Annotated in this window: 10 protein-coding genes, 11 tRNA genes and 1 other annotated feature (1 of these 22 cut by a window edge); all 21 genes read left to right on the top strand. The window is 32.2% G+C overall.

What is annotated here, in order from left to right:
• The first annotated feature begins 35 nt into the window (after nt 1-35).
• Nucleotides 36-124 (top strand) — tRNA-Leu (locus A7L45_RS21565).
• 5 nt (nt 125-129) lie between these two features.
• A tRNA-Met gene (locus A7L45_RS21560) sits at nt 130-205 on the top strand.
• 5 nt (nt 206-210) lie between these two features.
• Nucleotides 211-287: transfer RNA gene (locus tag A7L45_RS21555), tRNA-Met, on the top strand.
• Nucleotides 288-419: 132 nt separating this feature from the next.
• Nucleotides 420-495 (top strand) — tRNA-Met (locus tag A7L45_RS21550).
• 68 nt (nt 496-563) lie between these two features.
• A tRNA-Met gene (locus A7L45_RS21545) sits at nt 564-639 on the top strand.
• Between the two features lie 70 nt (nt 640-709).
• Nucleotides 710-798, top strand: a tRNA-Leu gene (locus A7L45_RS21540).
• Between the two features lie 4 nt (nt 799-802).
• Nucleotides 803-878, top strand: a tRNA-Met gene (locus tag A7L45_RS21535).
• Between the two features lie 68 nt (nt 879-946).
• A tRNA-Leu gene (locus A7L45_RS21530) sits at nt 947-1032 on the top strand.
• Between the two features lie 8 nt (nt 1033-1040).
• Nucleotides 1041-1116: transfer RNA gene (locus A7L45_RS21525), tRNA-Met, on the top strand.
• 5 nt (nt 1117-1121) lie between these two features.
• A tRNA-Met gene (locus A7L45_RS21520) sits at nt 1122-1198 on the top strand.
• 304 nt (nt 1199-1502) lie between these two features.
• Entirely contained in the window at nt 1503-3893 is a 2391-nt protein-coding gene (gene spoIIE / locus A7L45_RS21515; protein ID WP_071614669.1) for a stage II sporulation protein E, read from the top strand.
• Between the two features lie 214 nt (nt 3894-4107).
• Nucleotides 4108-5502, top strand: a complete 1395-nt coding sequence (gene tilS, locus A7L45_RS21510; protein WP_318011225.1) for a tRNA lysidine(34) synthetase TilS — start codon at nt 4108-4110, stop codon at nt 5500-5502.
• Between the two features lie 2 nt (nt 5503-5504).
• Nucleotides 5505-6041: a hypoxanthine phosphoribosyltransferase gene (gene hpt / locus A7L45_RS21505; RefSeq protein WP_071614668.1), complete on the top strand. Its 537-nt coding sequence runs from the start codon at nt 5505-5507 to the stop codon at nt 6039-6041.
• Nucleotides 6042-6141: 100 nt separating this feature from the next.
• On the top strand, nt 6142-7971 hold the full coding sequence (gene ftsH / locus A7L45_RS21500) for an ATP-dependent zinc metalloprotease FtsH (RefSeq protein ID WP_071614667.1): 1830 nt from the start codon (nt 6142-6144) through the stop codon (nt 7969-7971).
• A gap of 327 nt (nt 7972-8298) precedes the next feature.
• On the top strand, nt 8299-9969 hold the full coding sequence (locus A7L45_RS21495) for a formate--tetrahydrofolate ligase (RefSeq protein WP_071614666.1): 1671 nt from the start codon (nt 8299-8301) through the stop codon (nt 9967-9969).
• A 306-nt stretch (nt 9970-10275) separates the two neighbouring features.
• Nucleotides 10276-11055, top strand: coding sequence for a type III pantothenate kinase (locus A7L45_RS21490; RefSeq protein ID WP_071614665.1), 780 nt, complete (start codon nt 10276-10278; stop codon nt 11053-11055).
• A 57-nt stretch (nt 11056-11112) separates the two neighbouring features.
• Nucleotides 11113-12084, top strand: a complete 972-nt coding sequence (gene dusB / locus A7L45_RS21485; protein WP_071614664.1) for a tRNA dihydrouridine synthase DusB — start codon at nt 11113-11115, stop codon at nt 12082-12084.
• 463 nt (nt 12085-12547) lie between these two features.
• The gene (gene greA, locus A7L45_RS21480) at nt 12548-13030 is read left to right on the top strand and encodes a transcription elongation factor GreA (RefSeq protein WP_071614663.1); all 483 of its coding nucleotides are present in this window, start codon (nt 12548-12550) and stop codon (nt 13028-13030) included.
• Between the two features lie 245 nt (nt 13031-13275).
• The gene (gene lysS, locus A7L45_RS21475; RefSeq protein ID WP_372445268.1) at nt 13276-14760 is read left to right on the top strand and encodes a lysine--tRNA ligase; all 1485 of its coding nucleotides are present in this window, start codon (nt 13276-13278) and stop codon (nt 14758-14760) included.
• Between the two features lie 168 nt (nt 14761-14928).
• Nucleotides 14929-15003 (top strand) — tRNA-Asn (locus tag A7L45_RS21470).
• Nucleotides 15004-15110: 107 nt separating this feature from the next.
• Nucleotides 15111-15276, top strand: a binding site (T-box leader).
• A gap of 43 nt (nt 15277-15319) precedes the next feature.
• Nucleotides 15320-16406, top strand: the 5' portion of a protein-coding gene (locus A7L45_RS21465) for a glycine--tRNA ligase (RefSeq protein WP_071614661.1). It continues 305 nt past the right edge of the window; 1087 of the gene's 1392 nt are visible here — the first part of the coding sequence; it begins with the start codon at nt 15320-15322; its stop codon lies beyond the right edge, outside the window.

The following is a 16406-nucleotide window of genomic DNA, read 5'->3' as shown; positions in this document are numbered from 1 at the left end:
GTTTTATATGTTATTAGTAAAGCGCTAGCAATTATGCTGGAGTGGCGGAACTGGCAGACGCACAGGACTTAAAATCCTGCGGTGGTTAAACACCGTACCGGTTCGATTCCGGTCTTCAGCACCAAATGTCGCGGGATGGAGCAGTTGGTAGCTCGTCGGGCTCATAACCCGAAGGTCGTAGGTTCAAGTCCTACTCCCGCAACCAAATATGGCGGAATAGCTCAGCTGGCTAGAGCATTCGGTTCATACCCGAAGGGTCGTAGGTTCAAGTCCTATTTCCGCTACCATTTATATATTTTATTTAAGGCTATTGACAAATAGTTATATGTTGGTATATAATTATAAATGATTTTAGAAATTTATTTAGTAGTAAGCTATACTAATATAGTTAATAATATTTTAACCTTAAACATTAATGTCGCGGGGTGGAGCAGTTGGTAGCTCGTCGGGCTCATAACCCGAAGGTCACAGGTTCAAGTCCTGTCCCCGCAACCAATGAATTTTAGATTACTCATTACATCAGTTAAACAACATAAGTAGTTAACAATTTTAAGTGTTAATATCGCGGGGTGGAGCAGTTGGTAGCTCGTCGGGCTCATAACCCGAAGGTCACAGGTTCAAGTCCTGTCCCCGCAACCATTAAGTTATAAATAACTTGAAATGTAAACTTAGTAAAAGTTGTTAGTGAGTTTTACTTACAATTAAGAAAGCTGGAGTGGCGGAACTGGCAGACGCACAGGACTTAAAATCCTGCGGTGGTTAAACACCGTACCGGTTCGATTCCGGTCTTCAGCACCAATATCGCGGGATGGAGCAGTTGGTAGCTCGTCGGGCTCATAACCCGAAGGTCGTAGGTTCAAGTCCTACTCCCGCAACCATTAAACTTAAATTATTAGATCTGGTAATTAAATAAAGTGTTATAATAAAAATAGCTAAAAGTAAATGAGCTGGAGTGGCGGAACTGGCAGACGCACAGGACTTAAAATCCTGCGGTGGTTAAACACCGTACCGGTTCGATTCCGGTCTTCAGCATTAAATATCGCGGGATGGAGCAGTTGGTAGCTCGTCGGGCTCATAACCCGAAGGTCGTAGGTTCAAGTCCTACTCCCGCAACCAAATATGGCGGAATAGCTCAGCTGGCTAGAGCATTCGGTTCATACCCGAAGGGTCGTAGGTTCAAGTCCTATTTCCGCTACCATAACTCATAAGGAAACTTATGAGTTATTTTTTCGCTTATTTTAAAATGATTATAAAAAACATATAAGTATAAATTTCTTGAATATATAATTGCAAGAAATGACAAGCTTCATTTAATAATCTAAAGCCCCCTATATTAATATAGTAGGTTTTTTTATATTATAGGGAAATGTATAATTATGTAATAAAAAATATAAATTTTATTGTCTCATAAAAAATATACAATGATCTCACCTTATGACAATTATTTCCATATGAATTTGTTATAATGAAGACCTAAATATTAAAGGTGGGTGATTTGTAATATGCAATACGGAATTGATATATTTCCATATGAAAGAGTTGGAAAGGTAAAGGACGAAATACAAAAGAAAAATGCATTGAATGTTAATTTAATCTTAAGAGGAATTCTTTATTTTACGATTGGATTATTAATAAGCAGAGTTATTCTTATTAATAATACAGCACCATTTGGAGTAGCTTTCTTAATAGCTATAATATTTGTAAATGATGATAAAATTCCAATAATCACAGCAAGCGGTACATTTTTAGGCTATATTACTTTATATAAAAATTTAAACAATTTACCATCATATTTAGTAATAATAGTTACTATTGCCCTTTTAAGCCGTGTATTTAAAAAAATGGAAGTTAAAACTAGAGCTTTAGCTAGTATGCTTGTTATTATTATGTTCGAATTGTTTATCTATAATTTTTTTATAGTTAGGATAAGTCCTTTAATGGCGTTTCTAAATTCGTTTTTTCTGGTTTTATGTATCTTTCCTTTATATTTTATTCTTGATTATAGTCTTTTATGCTTTAATGAGATTAGAACAAAACATATATTTTCAAATGAAGAAATAATAAGCATGTCAATTATAAGTTCATTAATTATAGCAGGTACTTGGGGGCTCAGTGTTTTCACTATATCAATCACAAATATTTTAGGTCTGACATTTGTTATAATGATAGCATACATTAATGGAAGTGGAGCAGGTGCTGCGTCGGGAGTTGCTATGGGTATCATTGTAGGCATGTCATCGCCAAATATGATTGTGTTTATAGGAATGTATGGCATATGTGGTTTAATAACAGGAATTTTTAAGGAGACTGGAAAAATTTTAAGTGTTATATCTTATTTAGTAGCTTTTTCAATAATAAAGATATATTGTAATACTGGATCTACATTTATATTGTTTGAAGCGTTTGTGGCAGGGGTAATATTTCTACTAATACCACAAAACACTTACGATAAATTATCCATAGAGTTTAATTCGGATAAAAAAAAGCAAAGCATAGAGCAGGGTTATATAAATAAAATTAAGGATACATTTGTAGGGAGACTAAATAATTTTTCGGATGTACTTTCTAATATGTCGGATATAGTAAATAATCTAGTAGATAATGATAAGTTAGCTATGAAAGGTAAAAGTAGCGCGCTCGTTGAAAATCTTGCAGATAGGGTGTGTAGTAATTGCAATATGAAATCGATGTGCTGGAAAAGAGAATTACATTATACATATGCAGCATTCGAAGAATTAATTCGTAATTTCGAGAAAAAAAGTAATATTGTACCTAATGAAATTGAAAGAAAATGTATAAAGAGAACTGCTATACTTAAAAATACAGAGGATATTGTTAATAAACACATTATAAATGAAATGTGGAGAACAAGACTTAGCGAGGGGAGGGAGCTTTTAGCAAATCAGATTGGTAATATGGCAGATTCTGTAGGGGAAATTGTTGAGGATTTTAATTCTGAAATTCAAATAGATTCTGCTATGGAGAAACTTGTATGCAGAGCTTTAGATAAAAATAGAATTAAGCACAATGATCTTATGTGTTTGAATGATAAACTAGGAAGACTTAGTATTAAATTATCGCTTGATGCTTGTAGTGGAAGGCAAATGTGTGTTAAGGATTTATTACCTATTATAAATGGAGTTACAGCGAAATCTATGTGCGTTAGTGATGAGGGGTGCTGCATAGATTCAAAGACGAACATGTGTAAGGTAAATATTGAAGAAACACCTAAGTTTCATGTAGTATCAAGTGTGGCTAGGCAGTGTAAAGAAGGGGAAAAACAAAACGGAGATAGTTATAGCTTTGGCAAGCTTTCCGATGGAAGCTATATGTCAGTTATCAGCGATGGCATGGGATCGGGTCCCCAAGCAGGTAAAGAGAGCGAGGCTGCTGTTGAATTAATAGAAAAGTTTACATCGGCAGGATTTAGTAAAATTACGGCTATTAATACTGTAAATTCGATAATGACATTGAGATTTTCTGAAGAAGAAAAATTTTCAACAATTGATTTAAGTAGTATAGATCTATATACTGGCAAAATTGATTTCTTAAAAGTAGGAGCAGTTGCAACATTTTTAAAATCTGGTGATAGTTTAGAGATCATAAAATCTAAATCGCTTCCCATTGGTGTTTTAGATAAGGCAGATATAGACATTCAACAAATGAAGATAAAAAATGGGGATGTTATAGTTATGGTTAGTGATGGAGTACTAGATTATAATGATGAAAATGTAGGTAGAGTAGATTGGGTAGTTGATTATTTGGGTAAAAACAAATGTAATAATCCTAAGGATTTAGCTGAAGGTCTGCTCGCACAGGCAAAAAAATTAAGCGGAAATAAGGTAAAGGATGATATGACTGTCCTAGTTTCAAAAATATATAGTTTATATTAATATATACAAAAAATTAAAATGGAGAAAATAATTAAAGAAGGCGATAGCCTTCTTTAGATTCTTCATTTTTATCTTTTTAGAATGATGCTTAAAAAATGTTTAAAAAAATGGAGGATATATGTTACTATATTATATTGTAGTATGATATAGTAATATGGGATTAATATCTACAAAATAGATATAGCGTAGAACATTTCAAAAATAAATTTGGGAAGTGAAAGTTTTGTCAGAAAAGGTAATGAGTTTTATAAAAGAAAATTCAATGTTTGATGAAGGCGATAAAGTTATAGTTGCGGTTTCTGGTGGACCTGACTCCACATGTTTGCTTTATATTTTAAATGAACTTAAAGATAAACTTGGAATTATACTTATAGGTGCACATTTGAATCATTGTCTTCGCGGAGAAGAATCAGATAAGGATGAGGAATATGCAAAAAAAACTTGCGAGAGTTTGAATATAGCTTTTTATAGTAATAAAGTGGATATACATAAAGTATCTAGGGAAAGAAACTTATCTTGTGAAATGGCAGGAAGAGAAGTTAGATATAATTTTTTTGAGGAACTTATAATTAAATTAAATGCTAATAAGGTTGCACTAGCCCATAATGCAAATGATCAAGCTGAGACTATTTTAATGAGGATAATGAGAGGAACAGGCATTGAGGGAATGGTTGGTATTAAACCAGTTCGCGACAAAATATATGTAAGGCCCATACTTAAACTTAGTAGAAAAGAAATTGAAAAATACAATTCTACTAATAACATTAATCCTAGGATAGATAAATCAAATTTAGAAAATATTTATGCAAGAAACAAGGTTAGGCTTGAGCTTATTCCATACATGGAAGAAAATTTTAATAAAGATATAATTAAAACATTAAATCGATTATCAAACATTGTGAAAAAAGACAATGATTTTTTGAAAATTGTTTCTGAGAAAGAATATGAAAAACATTGTGAGATAAGTCAGCAAAGAGTTATAATAAATAAGAGTGCATTTAGTTTGCATGAAGCAATTCTAAGTAGAATAATTAGAGGGGCTTTACTTGCTGTGAATCATAATTTATACAATTTTGAAGAAATTCATGTATTAAGTATTATAGAACTTCAAAAACATGATACAGGCAAAAATATAATGTTGCCGAAAAACATAATAGTTGAAAATTGTTATGGAGATATACATATACATATATGTGTAAAAGAGAGTGAAGCTAATGATAATCTATATTACTTAAACATTAATGAGGAGAATATTATTCATTCTTTAAACAAGGTAGTAAAAATTGATGTTATACCCAAACTAAAATCTACTGAATTTACAGGAACTGATTATATTAAATATTTTGATTATGATCAGATAAAAGAGCCGATAATACTAAGGCATAGAAAAAATGGGGATAAATTCATGCCACTTGGTATGAATGGTAATAAAAAAATAAAGGATTTGTTTATTGATTTAAAAATACCTAAGTCTCAAAGAAATGAAATACCTTTAATATGTTTTGGGGATGATATAAGTTGGGTAGTTGGGTATAGGGTTAGTGAAAAATTCAAGGTGTCAAAGGATACTAAAAATGTATTGCAGATTAGAATTGGAAGAGAGGAATAAAAATGAATAACGATATTAAAGAGGTACTTTACAATGAAGAACAATTAAGGGACAAAATCAGGCAAATGGGTGAAAAGGTAAGTAAAGATTATTATGGTAAGGATCTTATACTTATTGGTATTTTAAAGGGTTCAGTTATATTTATGTCAGATTTGTTAAAAGAAATTACAATTCCATGTAAAATGGATTTTATGGCAGTATCGAGTTACGGAAATTCAACTAAAACTTCAGGAGTTGTAAGAATACTTAAGGATTTAGACTTTGAAATTCAAGGAAAAGACGTACTTATAGTAGAAGACATTATAGATTCAGGTGTTACACTCAAATATCTAATGAAGTGTCTATCTGCAAGAAAACCAAATAGTTTAGAAATTATATGTTTACTTAATAAACCAGAAAGAAGAAAGGTAGATATAGATGTTAAATATGTAGGGTTTGATGTACCGGACTTTTTCATTGTAGGGTTTGGCATGGACTATGCAGAAAGATATAGAAATTTACCGTATATAGGAATATTAAAAGATGAAATTTATAAATAAGTGTGTATTATAATAATTACTTATTAATATATATATTATTGTCAAGTGCTTTTTAATGTGATAAAATTTCATAATAAATGAAAAGAGAGGGGGGGTTCTAATGAAAAAGATTTCTAGTGCATCAGTTTGGCTCGTAGTATTTGTGCTTGTGATTTTTGCAGCGGTGACCTTTAAAGATGCTGATAAAAAGGATACCACACTCAGTGTTGATAAATTCCAAGAACAGTGGATTAAGAAAGATATTAAAAGTGTTCAAGTAAGAGAAGATAAAACAATAACGGGAGAATTAACTGACGGGACGCAATATGAAACGATAGTTCCACTATCGAGATTAATGCAAGTTATGGATGAACATCCAAATGACAAAGTTACAGAAACATATATAAAACCAGCAAGCATGCCGATGTGGTTGCAAATAGTACCAACACTTCTTATTGTTTTAATGCTAGTAGCGTTTTGGTTTATGTATATGCAACAATCGCAAGGCGGCGGCGGTGGCGGTAATAGAGGGGTAATGAATTTTGGCAAAAGTAGAGCCAAGATTGCAACGCTTGATAAGAAGAAAGTTACATTTGATGATGTGGCGGGTGAAGATGAAGAAAAGGACGAGCTTGCAGAAGTTGTAGATTTCTTAAAACAACCTAAAAGATACTTAGATGCAGGTGCAAGAATTCCTAAAGGAATATTACTTGTTGGTCCACCAGGTACAGGTAAGACTTTACTTGCAAGAGCTGTTTCAGGAGAAGCAGGAGTCCCATTTTATAGTATATCGGGATCTGATTTTGTAGAAATGTTTGTCGGGGTTGGAGCCTCAAGAGTAAGAGATTTATTTGAGCAAGCCAAAAAAAGTGCTCCTTGTATAATATTTATTGATGAGATTGATGCAGTAGGTAGACAAAGAGGTGCTGGTGTTGGTGGTGGTCATGATGAACGAGAACAAACTCTAAATCAGTTATTAGTTGAAATGGATGGATTTGGTGTTAATGAAGGTATAATCATGATAGCTGCAACCAATAGACCAGATATACTAGATCCGGCTCTTTTAAGACCGGGCAGATTTGATAGACATATATTAGTAGGTGCACCTGATGTTAAGGGAAGAGAAGAGATTCTTAAAGTACATTCTAAGAATAAGCAATTAGCAGATGAGGTAAAGCTTGATGTATTAGCTAAGAGAACACCAGGATTTACTGGTGCAGATCTAGAAAATCTAATGAATGAAGCTGCATTGCTTACTGTAAGAAAAAATAAACAGATTATAGAAATGGTAGAGCTTGATGAAGCGGTAACTAGAGTTATTGCAGGACCTGAGAAAAAGAGCCGGGTCATTAGTGAAAAAGATAGAAAATTAACTGCATATCATGAAGCAGGGCATGCGGTGGTAATGAAGTATTCACCGTTATCAGATCCTATTCATCAAATAAGCATTATACCAAGAGGTATGGCAGGTGGATATACAATGCATTTGCCTGAAGAAGATACATCTTATACTTCAAAGTTAAAGCTTAAAGATGAGATGGTTGGACTGCTTGGTGGTAGAGTTGCAGAAAAACTAATAATGAAAGATATTAGCACTGGTGCTAAAAATGATATTGATAGAGCATCAGCTATCGCAAGAAAAATGGTCATGGAGTATGGGATGAGTGATGAGCTTGGACCAATATCTTTTGGTAATGACCATAATGAAGTATTCCTTGGAAGAGATTTAGGTAAAAGTAGAAACTTTAGTGAACAAGTAGCTTTCCAAATAGATTCAGAAGTTAAAGATCTTATTGACGAAGCATATGCAAAAGCCGAAAAGATTCTTGCTGAGAATATAAGTAAACTTCATGCGGTAGCTCAAGAATTACTTTTAAAAGAAAAATTAGAGGGTGCTGAATTTGAGGCTATAATTGCTAGAACAGAATCATCTGAAATAGAATTATCATAGATTATTGAAGTTAAAAGACATACAGAAATTACTGTATGTCTTTTTTTAGCCTAAAAATAAATTAAATAATATTTTATCATAAGAATCTTCTGAAGATTTACTTAACTTCTATTTAAACATTTGATATAAGTTGTGATATAATATAAAATGTTGGTTCTATAAGGGAATAAACATGTATGAATTTTAGTAATTAATACAATTAAGTAAATTAAAAAATATATATATGTACCACAAGAGATGATAATAAAATTATATTTAGAACTATAACAGGAATAATTTCTATAAAGGAATGCTTTCTGTTTAATTTATATATAAGGGGTGAAGTATATGAAAAGTGATATAGAAATTGCACAAAGTGCTAAGATGTTACATATAAGTGCAGTTGCAAAGAAGATGGGATTAGGTGAAGATGATATTGATTTATATGGAAAATATAAAGCAAAGATTTCGCTTGATGTACTAAGAAGAAATGAAAATAGAAAAGATGGGAAGTTAATATTAGTTACAGCTATTAATCCTACTCCAGCAGGCGAAGGGAAATCTACTGTTACAATAGGACTTGCCGAGGCCTTATGCAAACAAGGTAAAAATGCAGTGATAGCCTTAAGAGAACCATCACTTGGACCAGTATTCGGTATTAAAGGTGGAGCTGCTGGCGGTGGATATGCGCAAGTAGTGCCAATGGAGGATATAAATTTGCATTTTACAGGTGATATGTATGCTATAACTGCCGCTAACAATTTATTATCAGCAGCTATAGACAATCATATTCAGCAAGGTAACGTTCTTGGAATTGATAGCAGAAAAATTATATTTAAAAGAGTCATGGATATGAATGATAGGGCTTTAAGACATATTATTGTTGGACTTGGTGGTAAACCTAATGGATTTACACGTGAAGATGGGTTTATGATAACTGTCGCGTCTGAAATAATGGCTATTTTATGTTTGGCGAGTAACCTTATGGACTTAAAGGAAAGAATGGGTAGAATATTGGTTGCATATGACCTAGGGGGTAACCCGGTTTATTGTAAAGATTTAGCTGTTAATGGTGCGATGGCACTACTTATGAAGGATGCTATAAAACCAAATCTAGTTCAGACATTAGGTAATACTCCAGCCATAATACATGGCGGACCTTTTGCTAATATCGCTCATGGTTGCAATAGTCTACTAGCAACAAAAATGGCTTTAAAGTTAGGAGATTACGTTGTAACTGAAGCCGGATTTGGAGCAGATTTAGGTGCCGAAAAATTCTTTGATATTAAATGTAGATATGGCAAATTAAAACCAGATTGCGTGGTTCTTGTGGCTACGATAAGAGCACTAAAACATCATGGTGGAGTAAAAAAAGATAAATTAAACGAACCTAACGTGGAAGCACTTTCAAAAGGAATTGGAAACTTAGAAAAACAAATAGAGAATATTGAAAAATATGGAGTTCAGGTAATAGTAGCAATAAATAAATTTGTTACAGATACGCAAAAAGAAATCGAATGTATAAAAGACTTTTGTGTTAAAAAAGGTGTTAAAGTAGATTTGACTGAGGTTTGGGAAAATGGCGCAGATGGAGGACTAGAACTCGCGAGTAAAGTAATAGCCACTATTGAAAATAATAAAAGTAATTTTAAGGTTCTATATGATGTGCAACTTTCTATAAAAGAAAAAATAAATGTTATTTCCAAGGAAATTTATGGAGCAGATGGCGTAGAATACAGTCCTTCTGCAAACAAGCAAATTGCTGAAATAGAAAAACTTGGGTTAGACAAGGTTCCTATATGTGTTGCTAAAACTCAAAACTCTTTGTCAGATAATCCAAAGCTTTTGGGAAGACCAACAAATTTTACAATAAATATAAAAGAAATTACTATATCTAATGGAGCTGGGTTCATTGTGGCCTTAACGGGAAATATAATGACAATGCCTGGTCTTCCAAAGATCCCAGCGGCGAATAAGATGGATATCTTTGAAGATGGTACTATTACAGGTCTATTCTAAAAAATTAATGTTATTGCTTTATTTTGATAAGGATGTTGTAGACTATATCTATAACATCCTTATTTTTGGATGACAATATATATCATTAAAAATGAAAATAAATACTTTGATGAAATGTATTTGATATAAAATATTTTATAAATATTTAACTTGACAAATATATTCAAATTGTTAGAATTAGATTGATAAATTAGCAATGTTTTATATAGATGTTTTATTGTATTTGATGTGTTATTATATGTTTTAACATAGGAAAATCATAAAGCGACTTGTAAGTCGTTTTATATTATATAGGCGGTGTATAAAGTGATTTTAGTTTTAGACGTTGGAAATACTAATACTGTATTAGGAGTTTTTAAGGAAAAGGAATTACTTGTGGAGTGGAGACTTTCTACTGATGCAAAAAGAACTGCTGACGAATATGGGATTCAAGTAATGCAATTATTTCATCAGCGAAACATAAAGGTAGAACACATTAAAGGAGTAATAATTTCCTCTGTTGTTCCAAATATTATGTATTCACTAGAACATATGATAAGAAAATATTTTGATTTAATACCTATGATAGTTGGACCAGGTATAAAGACTGGTATAAATGTAAAATACGATAATCCTAAAGAAGTAGGTGCAGATAGGATTGTTAACGCTGTATCTGCTCATGCAATTTATAATAGATCATTAATTTTGATTGATTTTGGAACTGCTACAACCTTTTGTGCTATAAGTAAAGATGCTAATTATTTAGGTGGAACAATATGCCCTGGTATCAAAATAGCTTCAGAAGCTTTGTTTGAGAGAGCTGCAAAGTTACCGAGAGTGGAGCTTATAAAACCAGATACAGTTATATGCAAAAATACTGTTGCAAGTATGCAGTCGGGGATAATATATGGATATATTGGACAGGTAGAGTATATTGTTAATAAAATGAAAAGTGAAATGATTAATGTGGGAGAAGAAGAACCTTTTGTAGTTGCAACAGGAGGGCTTTCAAACTTAATAACCAAAAACTCTTCGGCTATTGATGAGTTCCATCCCAATCTCACATTAGAAGGGCTTAGAATGATTTATGAGAAAAATAGGGAATAGGGGCTTTAATGACATTTCAGAAGTCATTAATATTACAGCGACCAAGGAGAGGATTTAATGAAAATATCAAATGTCGAATTTAAAAGTGATGTTTTTTTAGCTCCTATGGCAGGAATCACAGATATTGCATTTAGAGGGTTATGCAAAGAACTAGGTTGTGGCCTTTTGTATTCTGAGATGGTAAGTGCTAAAGGAATGTATTATGGTAGTAGTAATACGCAGTCGCTTATGCGAATATCGAGCGAGGAGAAACCTGTAGCTATTCAGATATTTGGAAATGATCCTAAGATTATGGCTAGTGCTTGTGAAATTTTCAATACAAGGGATGATATATGTATTGTAGATGTAAATATGGGGTGTCCGGTACATAAAATAGTGAAAAATGGTGAGGGATCTGCTTTAATGAAAAATCCTAAACTTGCAGCTCAAATAATAAAAGAAATGAAGAAGGTTTCTACAAAGCCTGTTACAGTCAAATTTAGAAAAGGTTTTGATTCAGATAGTATTAATGCTGTAGAATTTGCTAAATACATGGAAGATGCTGGTATAGATGCTATTGCGGTGCATGGCAGGACTCGCGAACAAATGTATGAAGGCAAAGCTGATTGGGATATTATAAGGGCTGTGAAAGAAAGTGTTAAAGTACCAGTGATAGGTAATGGTGATATATTTTCTGTAGAGGATGCTATTCGGATAAAAGAAATTACTGGTTGCGATGCTATAATGATTGCAAGAGGGGCTATGGGTAATCCATGGATTTTTAGAGAAGTTATGCAGGCAATAAATAAAGAAGAGGTCATATACCCTACGCAGGATGAGAAAATAGATATGTGCATAAGGCATTTGGATTTAGCTGTAAAATATTATGAAGAAATTAAGGCAGTTAGAGAAATGAGGAAACACACAGCTTGGTATATTAAAGGCCTTACCAATTGCACAGAAATTAAGAATAAAATTAATACTAAAAAAAATTATGGTGAGGTTAAGCAATTGCTTTTAGAGTACAAAGAGTTTTTGAAGATTGTTTAAAGTTTAATAGAAGACTATAAATATATAGTTAAAACATGAATTTATAGATTTAACACTGAATAAGATAGTAATACATTAATTTATAAGGTGTGTATGGATGAATCCAATTTTATATGTAGCTCTAAATGTAACAAATGATGAAATTTATGATATTAAAACAGCATATATAAAATTAAATAAGAATGTGATAAGTTAGCATATGTCAATAAAATATATTGACAATATCGACTCTCTGATTTATAATGGCTAAATGGTTACATGATTGTTATTATAATAATAAATTTTAGACCGAATAATTCATTAATTTGACTTATTAGTCTTATATTATATAAAGTGGATTTCGGATATACTTAAAAAACAATATCGTGATGGGGGAGCAACATATCATGGGATTGTTAATTTATAGTGGATTTTATAAATAGTTATTAACTTATGTAATAAAAATTTAAAAGGGGAGAAATATATGAGTGAACCAAAACAATACGTGATGACCTATGAGGGAATTACAAAGTTGGAGGCACAATTAGAAATTCTTAAAACCGTCAAAAGAAAAGATATAACAGAAAAGATAAAAGTAGCACTTGGATATGGAGACTTGAGTGAAAACTCGGAGTATGATGATGCTAAGAATGAGCAAGCGTTTGTAGAGGGAAAGATACTACAATTGGAAAATATGCTTAGAAATGCAAATGTCATAGATGAGAACGATATTAAAAAAGATGTAGTGAGTATTGGAGCTATAGTCAAAGTAAGGGACTATCAATTTGATGAAGAGGTTGAATTTTATATAGTGGGATCAGCAGAAGCAGATCCAATGGTAAATAAAATATCATATGAATCGCCAGTTGGAAGAACGCTTGTTGGTAAGAAGGTAGGAGCAATTATAGAGGTTACTGTACCGGATGGTATTAGTAAATATGAAATATTAGAAGTACGACGTGGGTAATTATTTAAAAGTCATTTATTATAGAACGAGTATTTATAAACAATAAATCGGTTACAAACAATAAGGGTACTTAACAATTTATAATTGGTAGGTGCCCTAAAGAAATATATACATATATAAAACACATATATATAAAAACTGTGGTAGACTTAATTATTAATAATTATTTTCTGACCTAGAGAAAAGTAGGAGGGGTAGTAATGTCAAACGAAAAAAAGAATGAAGAAAAGAACGATGAAAAAAGCATGCATGAACTTGAATCTAAATATAATGAACAGGTGACCATAAGACGACGAAAGTTAACTGCTTTAAAAGAAGAAGGCAAGGATCCATTTGATGTGTACAAAGTTGAGAGAACTCATACATCTCAAGAGGTTAAGGACAATTATGAGAAATTAGAAGGAACTCAGGTTATTGTAGCAGGGAGACTTATGTCTAAAAGGGTTCATGGTAAGGCTGGTTTTTCTGATTTACAAGATAGATATGGAAGAATCCAATTATACATAAAAATAGATGCAGTAGGCGAAGAAAAATTAAAAGAATATAAAAGTTTTGACATAGGAGATCTTTTAAGTGTTACTGGAACAACGTTTGTTACACAAACTGGAGAGATATCACTACATATAGTTGATTTTCAGCTAATAGCAAAAGCCCTAAAACCGCTTCCAGAAAAATGGCATGGATTAAAAGACCCTGACTTAAGATATAGACAAAGAGAAGTAGATATAATATCTAACCCACAAGTTAAAGATACCTTTTTAAAGAGAATACAGATAGTCAAGGCTATTAGACAATTCTTAGATGATAAAGGCTTTTTAGAAGTTGAAACTCCAATACTATCACCAATAGCAGGAGGAGCTGCAGCAAGACCATTTATGACACATCATAATGCGTTAGACATTGATATGTATCTTAGAATTGCTACTGAGTTATATTTAAAAAGACTTATTGTTGCTGGCTTTGAAAAAGTATATGATATGGGTAAAAACTTTAGAAATGAAGGAACTGATTTAAGACATAATCCAGAATTCACAATGATAGAATTATATGAAGCTTTTGCGGATTATAATGATATGATGGCAATCACTGAAAATATGATAGCTTATGTTTGTGAAAAAATTCATGGAACAACAAAAGTAAATTATCAAGGAACTGAAATAGATTTTACACCACCATGGAGGAGAATTACTATGGTAGATGCAGTAAGAGAATATTCAGGTGTAGATTTTGCTAAAATAGCTACTAATGAAGAAGCTAGAGTTATAGCTAAGGAAAAACATCTAGAATTTAAAAAAGAATTAAAAGATTGTACAAAAGCAGATATCCTAAATGAATTATTTGAAGTATATGTGGAAGAAAAATTAATTCAACCAACATTCTTATGTGATTACCCTGTAGAAATATCCCCTCTTACAAAGAAGAAGAGAGGGAATGAAGAGTTTACAGAGAGATTTGAAGGTTTTATATTTGGACGAGAAATTTGCAATGCATATTCAGAGTTAAATGATCCAGTTGTTCAAAGAGAAAGATTTATGCAACAAGCTAAAGAAAGAGAATTAGGCGATGATGAGGCATATTTAATAGATGAAGAATTTATGAGCGCATTAGAAACAGGAATGCCACCAACAGGAGGTCTTGGTATAGGAATTGATAGATTGGTAATGTTCCTAACTGATGCTTATTCAATAAGAGATGTTATACTATTCCCTACAATGAAACCAATTCAGTAATATAAGGGGTATTTTAGTTAAACTAAAATGCCCTTTTGTTTTAAATATAGTTATTAGTATATAAAATATTAACCTAGTGATTTTCAATATTTTGTTTTAATAAAAATAAAACTATTGCATTTTTAATTATACGTGGTATAATGTCATTAGAGTTAAAAATAATGTTATTCCGCGATAGCTCAACGGTGGAGCGCTCGGCTGTTAACCGATAGGTTGAAGGTTCAAATCCTTTTCGCGGAGCCATTTTTTATTTGAAATATATATTATAGTAATTAAGCTACTTATATAAACACTATAATTATATAAACTAAACATAATATGAGATTTAATGATACATTAATATAATAAAATATTTCACTATGATAAAGAAGAGTAGTAGTAATACTTTATAAGAGAGATTGTGGCTAGTGTAAACAATCAAAGTATTATTGTGAAAGGAACTTTTGAGTGTATAAAACTTAGAGTAGGGCATGTGCCAATAAGGGTGGAACCGCGGAAGTAAATTTCGTCCCTTACGGTATAGTCCTTTTTTTATATTGAAAATTTAGGAGGTATTAAAATGGTATTAAAAAAAAGCATGGATAAGATTGTCACTTTGTGCAAAACTAGAGGGTTTGTATTTCCGGGATCTGATATATATGGAGGACTCGCTAACTCTTGGGATTATGGTCCTTTAGGGGTTGAATTTAAAAATAACGTAAAAAAAGCTTGGTGGAAAAAATTTGTTCAAGAAAGTCCATATAATGTAGGAGTTGACTGCGCTATACTAATGAATCCTGAAGTATGGGTTGCAACAGGTCATGTTGGAGGGTTTTCAGATCCACTAATGGATTGTAAAGAATGCAAAGCTAGATTTAGAGCAGACAAATTAGTAGAAGATCATATGACAAGTCTTGGAGCAGAAGTAGCTACTGCCGATGGATGGACAAATGAAGAGTTAAAAGATTATTTGGAGAAAAATAAAATAGTATGTCCTAAATGTGGCAAAAATAATTTCACTGATATTAGAAAGTTCAATTTAATGTTTAAAACATCTCAAGGAATAACGGAAGATGGAAAATCGGATATATATTTAAGACCAGAAACTGCTCAAGGTATCTTCGTAAACTTTAAAAATGTCCAAAGAGCATCAAGAAAAAAGATTCCATTTGGTATAGGTCAAGTAGGTAAGGCTTTTAGAAATGAAATAACACCAGGAAACTTTATTTTCAGAACAAGAGAATTTGAACAAATGGAATTGGAGTTTTTCTGTAAGCCGGGTACAGATTTAGAATGGTTTAAATATTGGAAAGAACATTGTGCTAGCTTCTTATATAACTTGGGAATGGAGAAAGAAAATTTAAGATTTAGAGACCATGATAAAGAGGAATTATCATTTTATAGCAACGCTACTTGTGATATAGAATTCTTGTTTCCTTTTGGATGGGGAGAGTTATGGGGAATTGCCGATAGAACTGATTATGATTTAAAGAAACATATGGAACATTCAGGAAATGACTTAAGTTACTTAGATCCTATGACTAATGAAAAATATGTACCATATTGTATAGAGCCATCACTTGGAGCAGATAGAGTTGTTCTTGCATTCTTAGTCAATGCATACGATGAAGAAGAACTTGAAGGTGGAGACGTAAGGACGGTGCTTC

Origin of the sequence: Clostridium estertheticum subsp. estertheticum (genome assembly GCF_001877035.1) — a bacterium.
In the GTDB taxonomy this organism is placed as follows: Bacteria; Bacillota; Clostridia; order Clostridiales; family Clostridiaceae; genus Clostridium_AD; species Clostridium_AD estertheticum.
The sequence above is the reverse complement of the archived record's forward strand: the minus strand, read 5'-3'. Positions and strand labels throughout refer to the sequence as shown.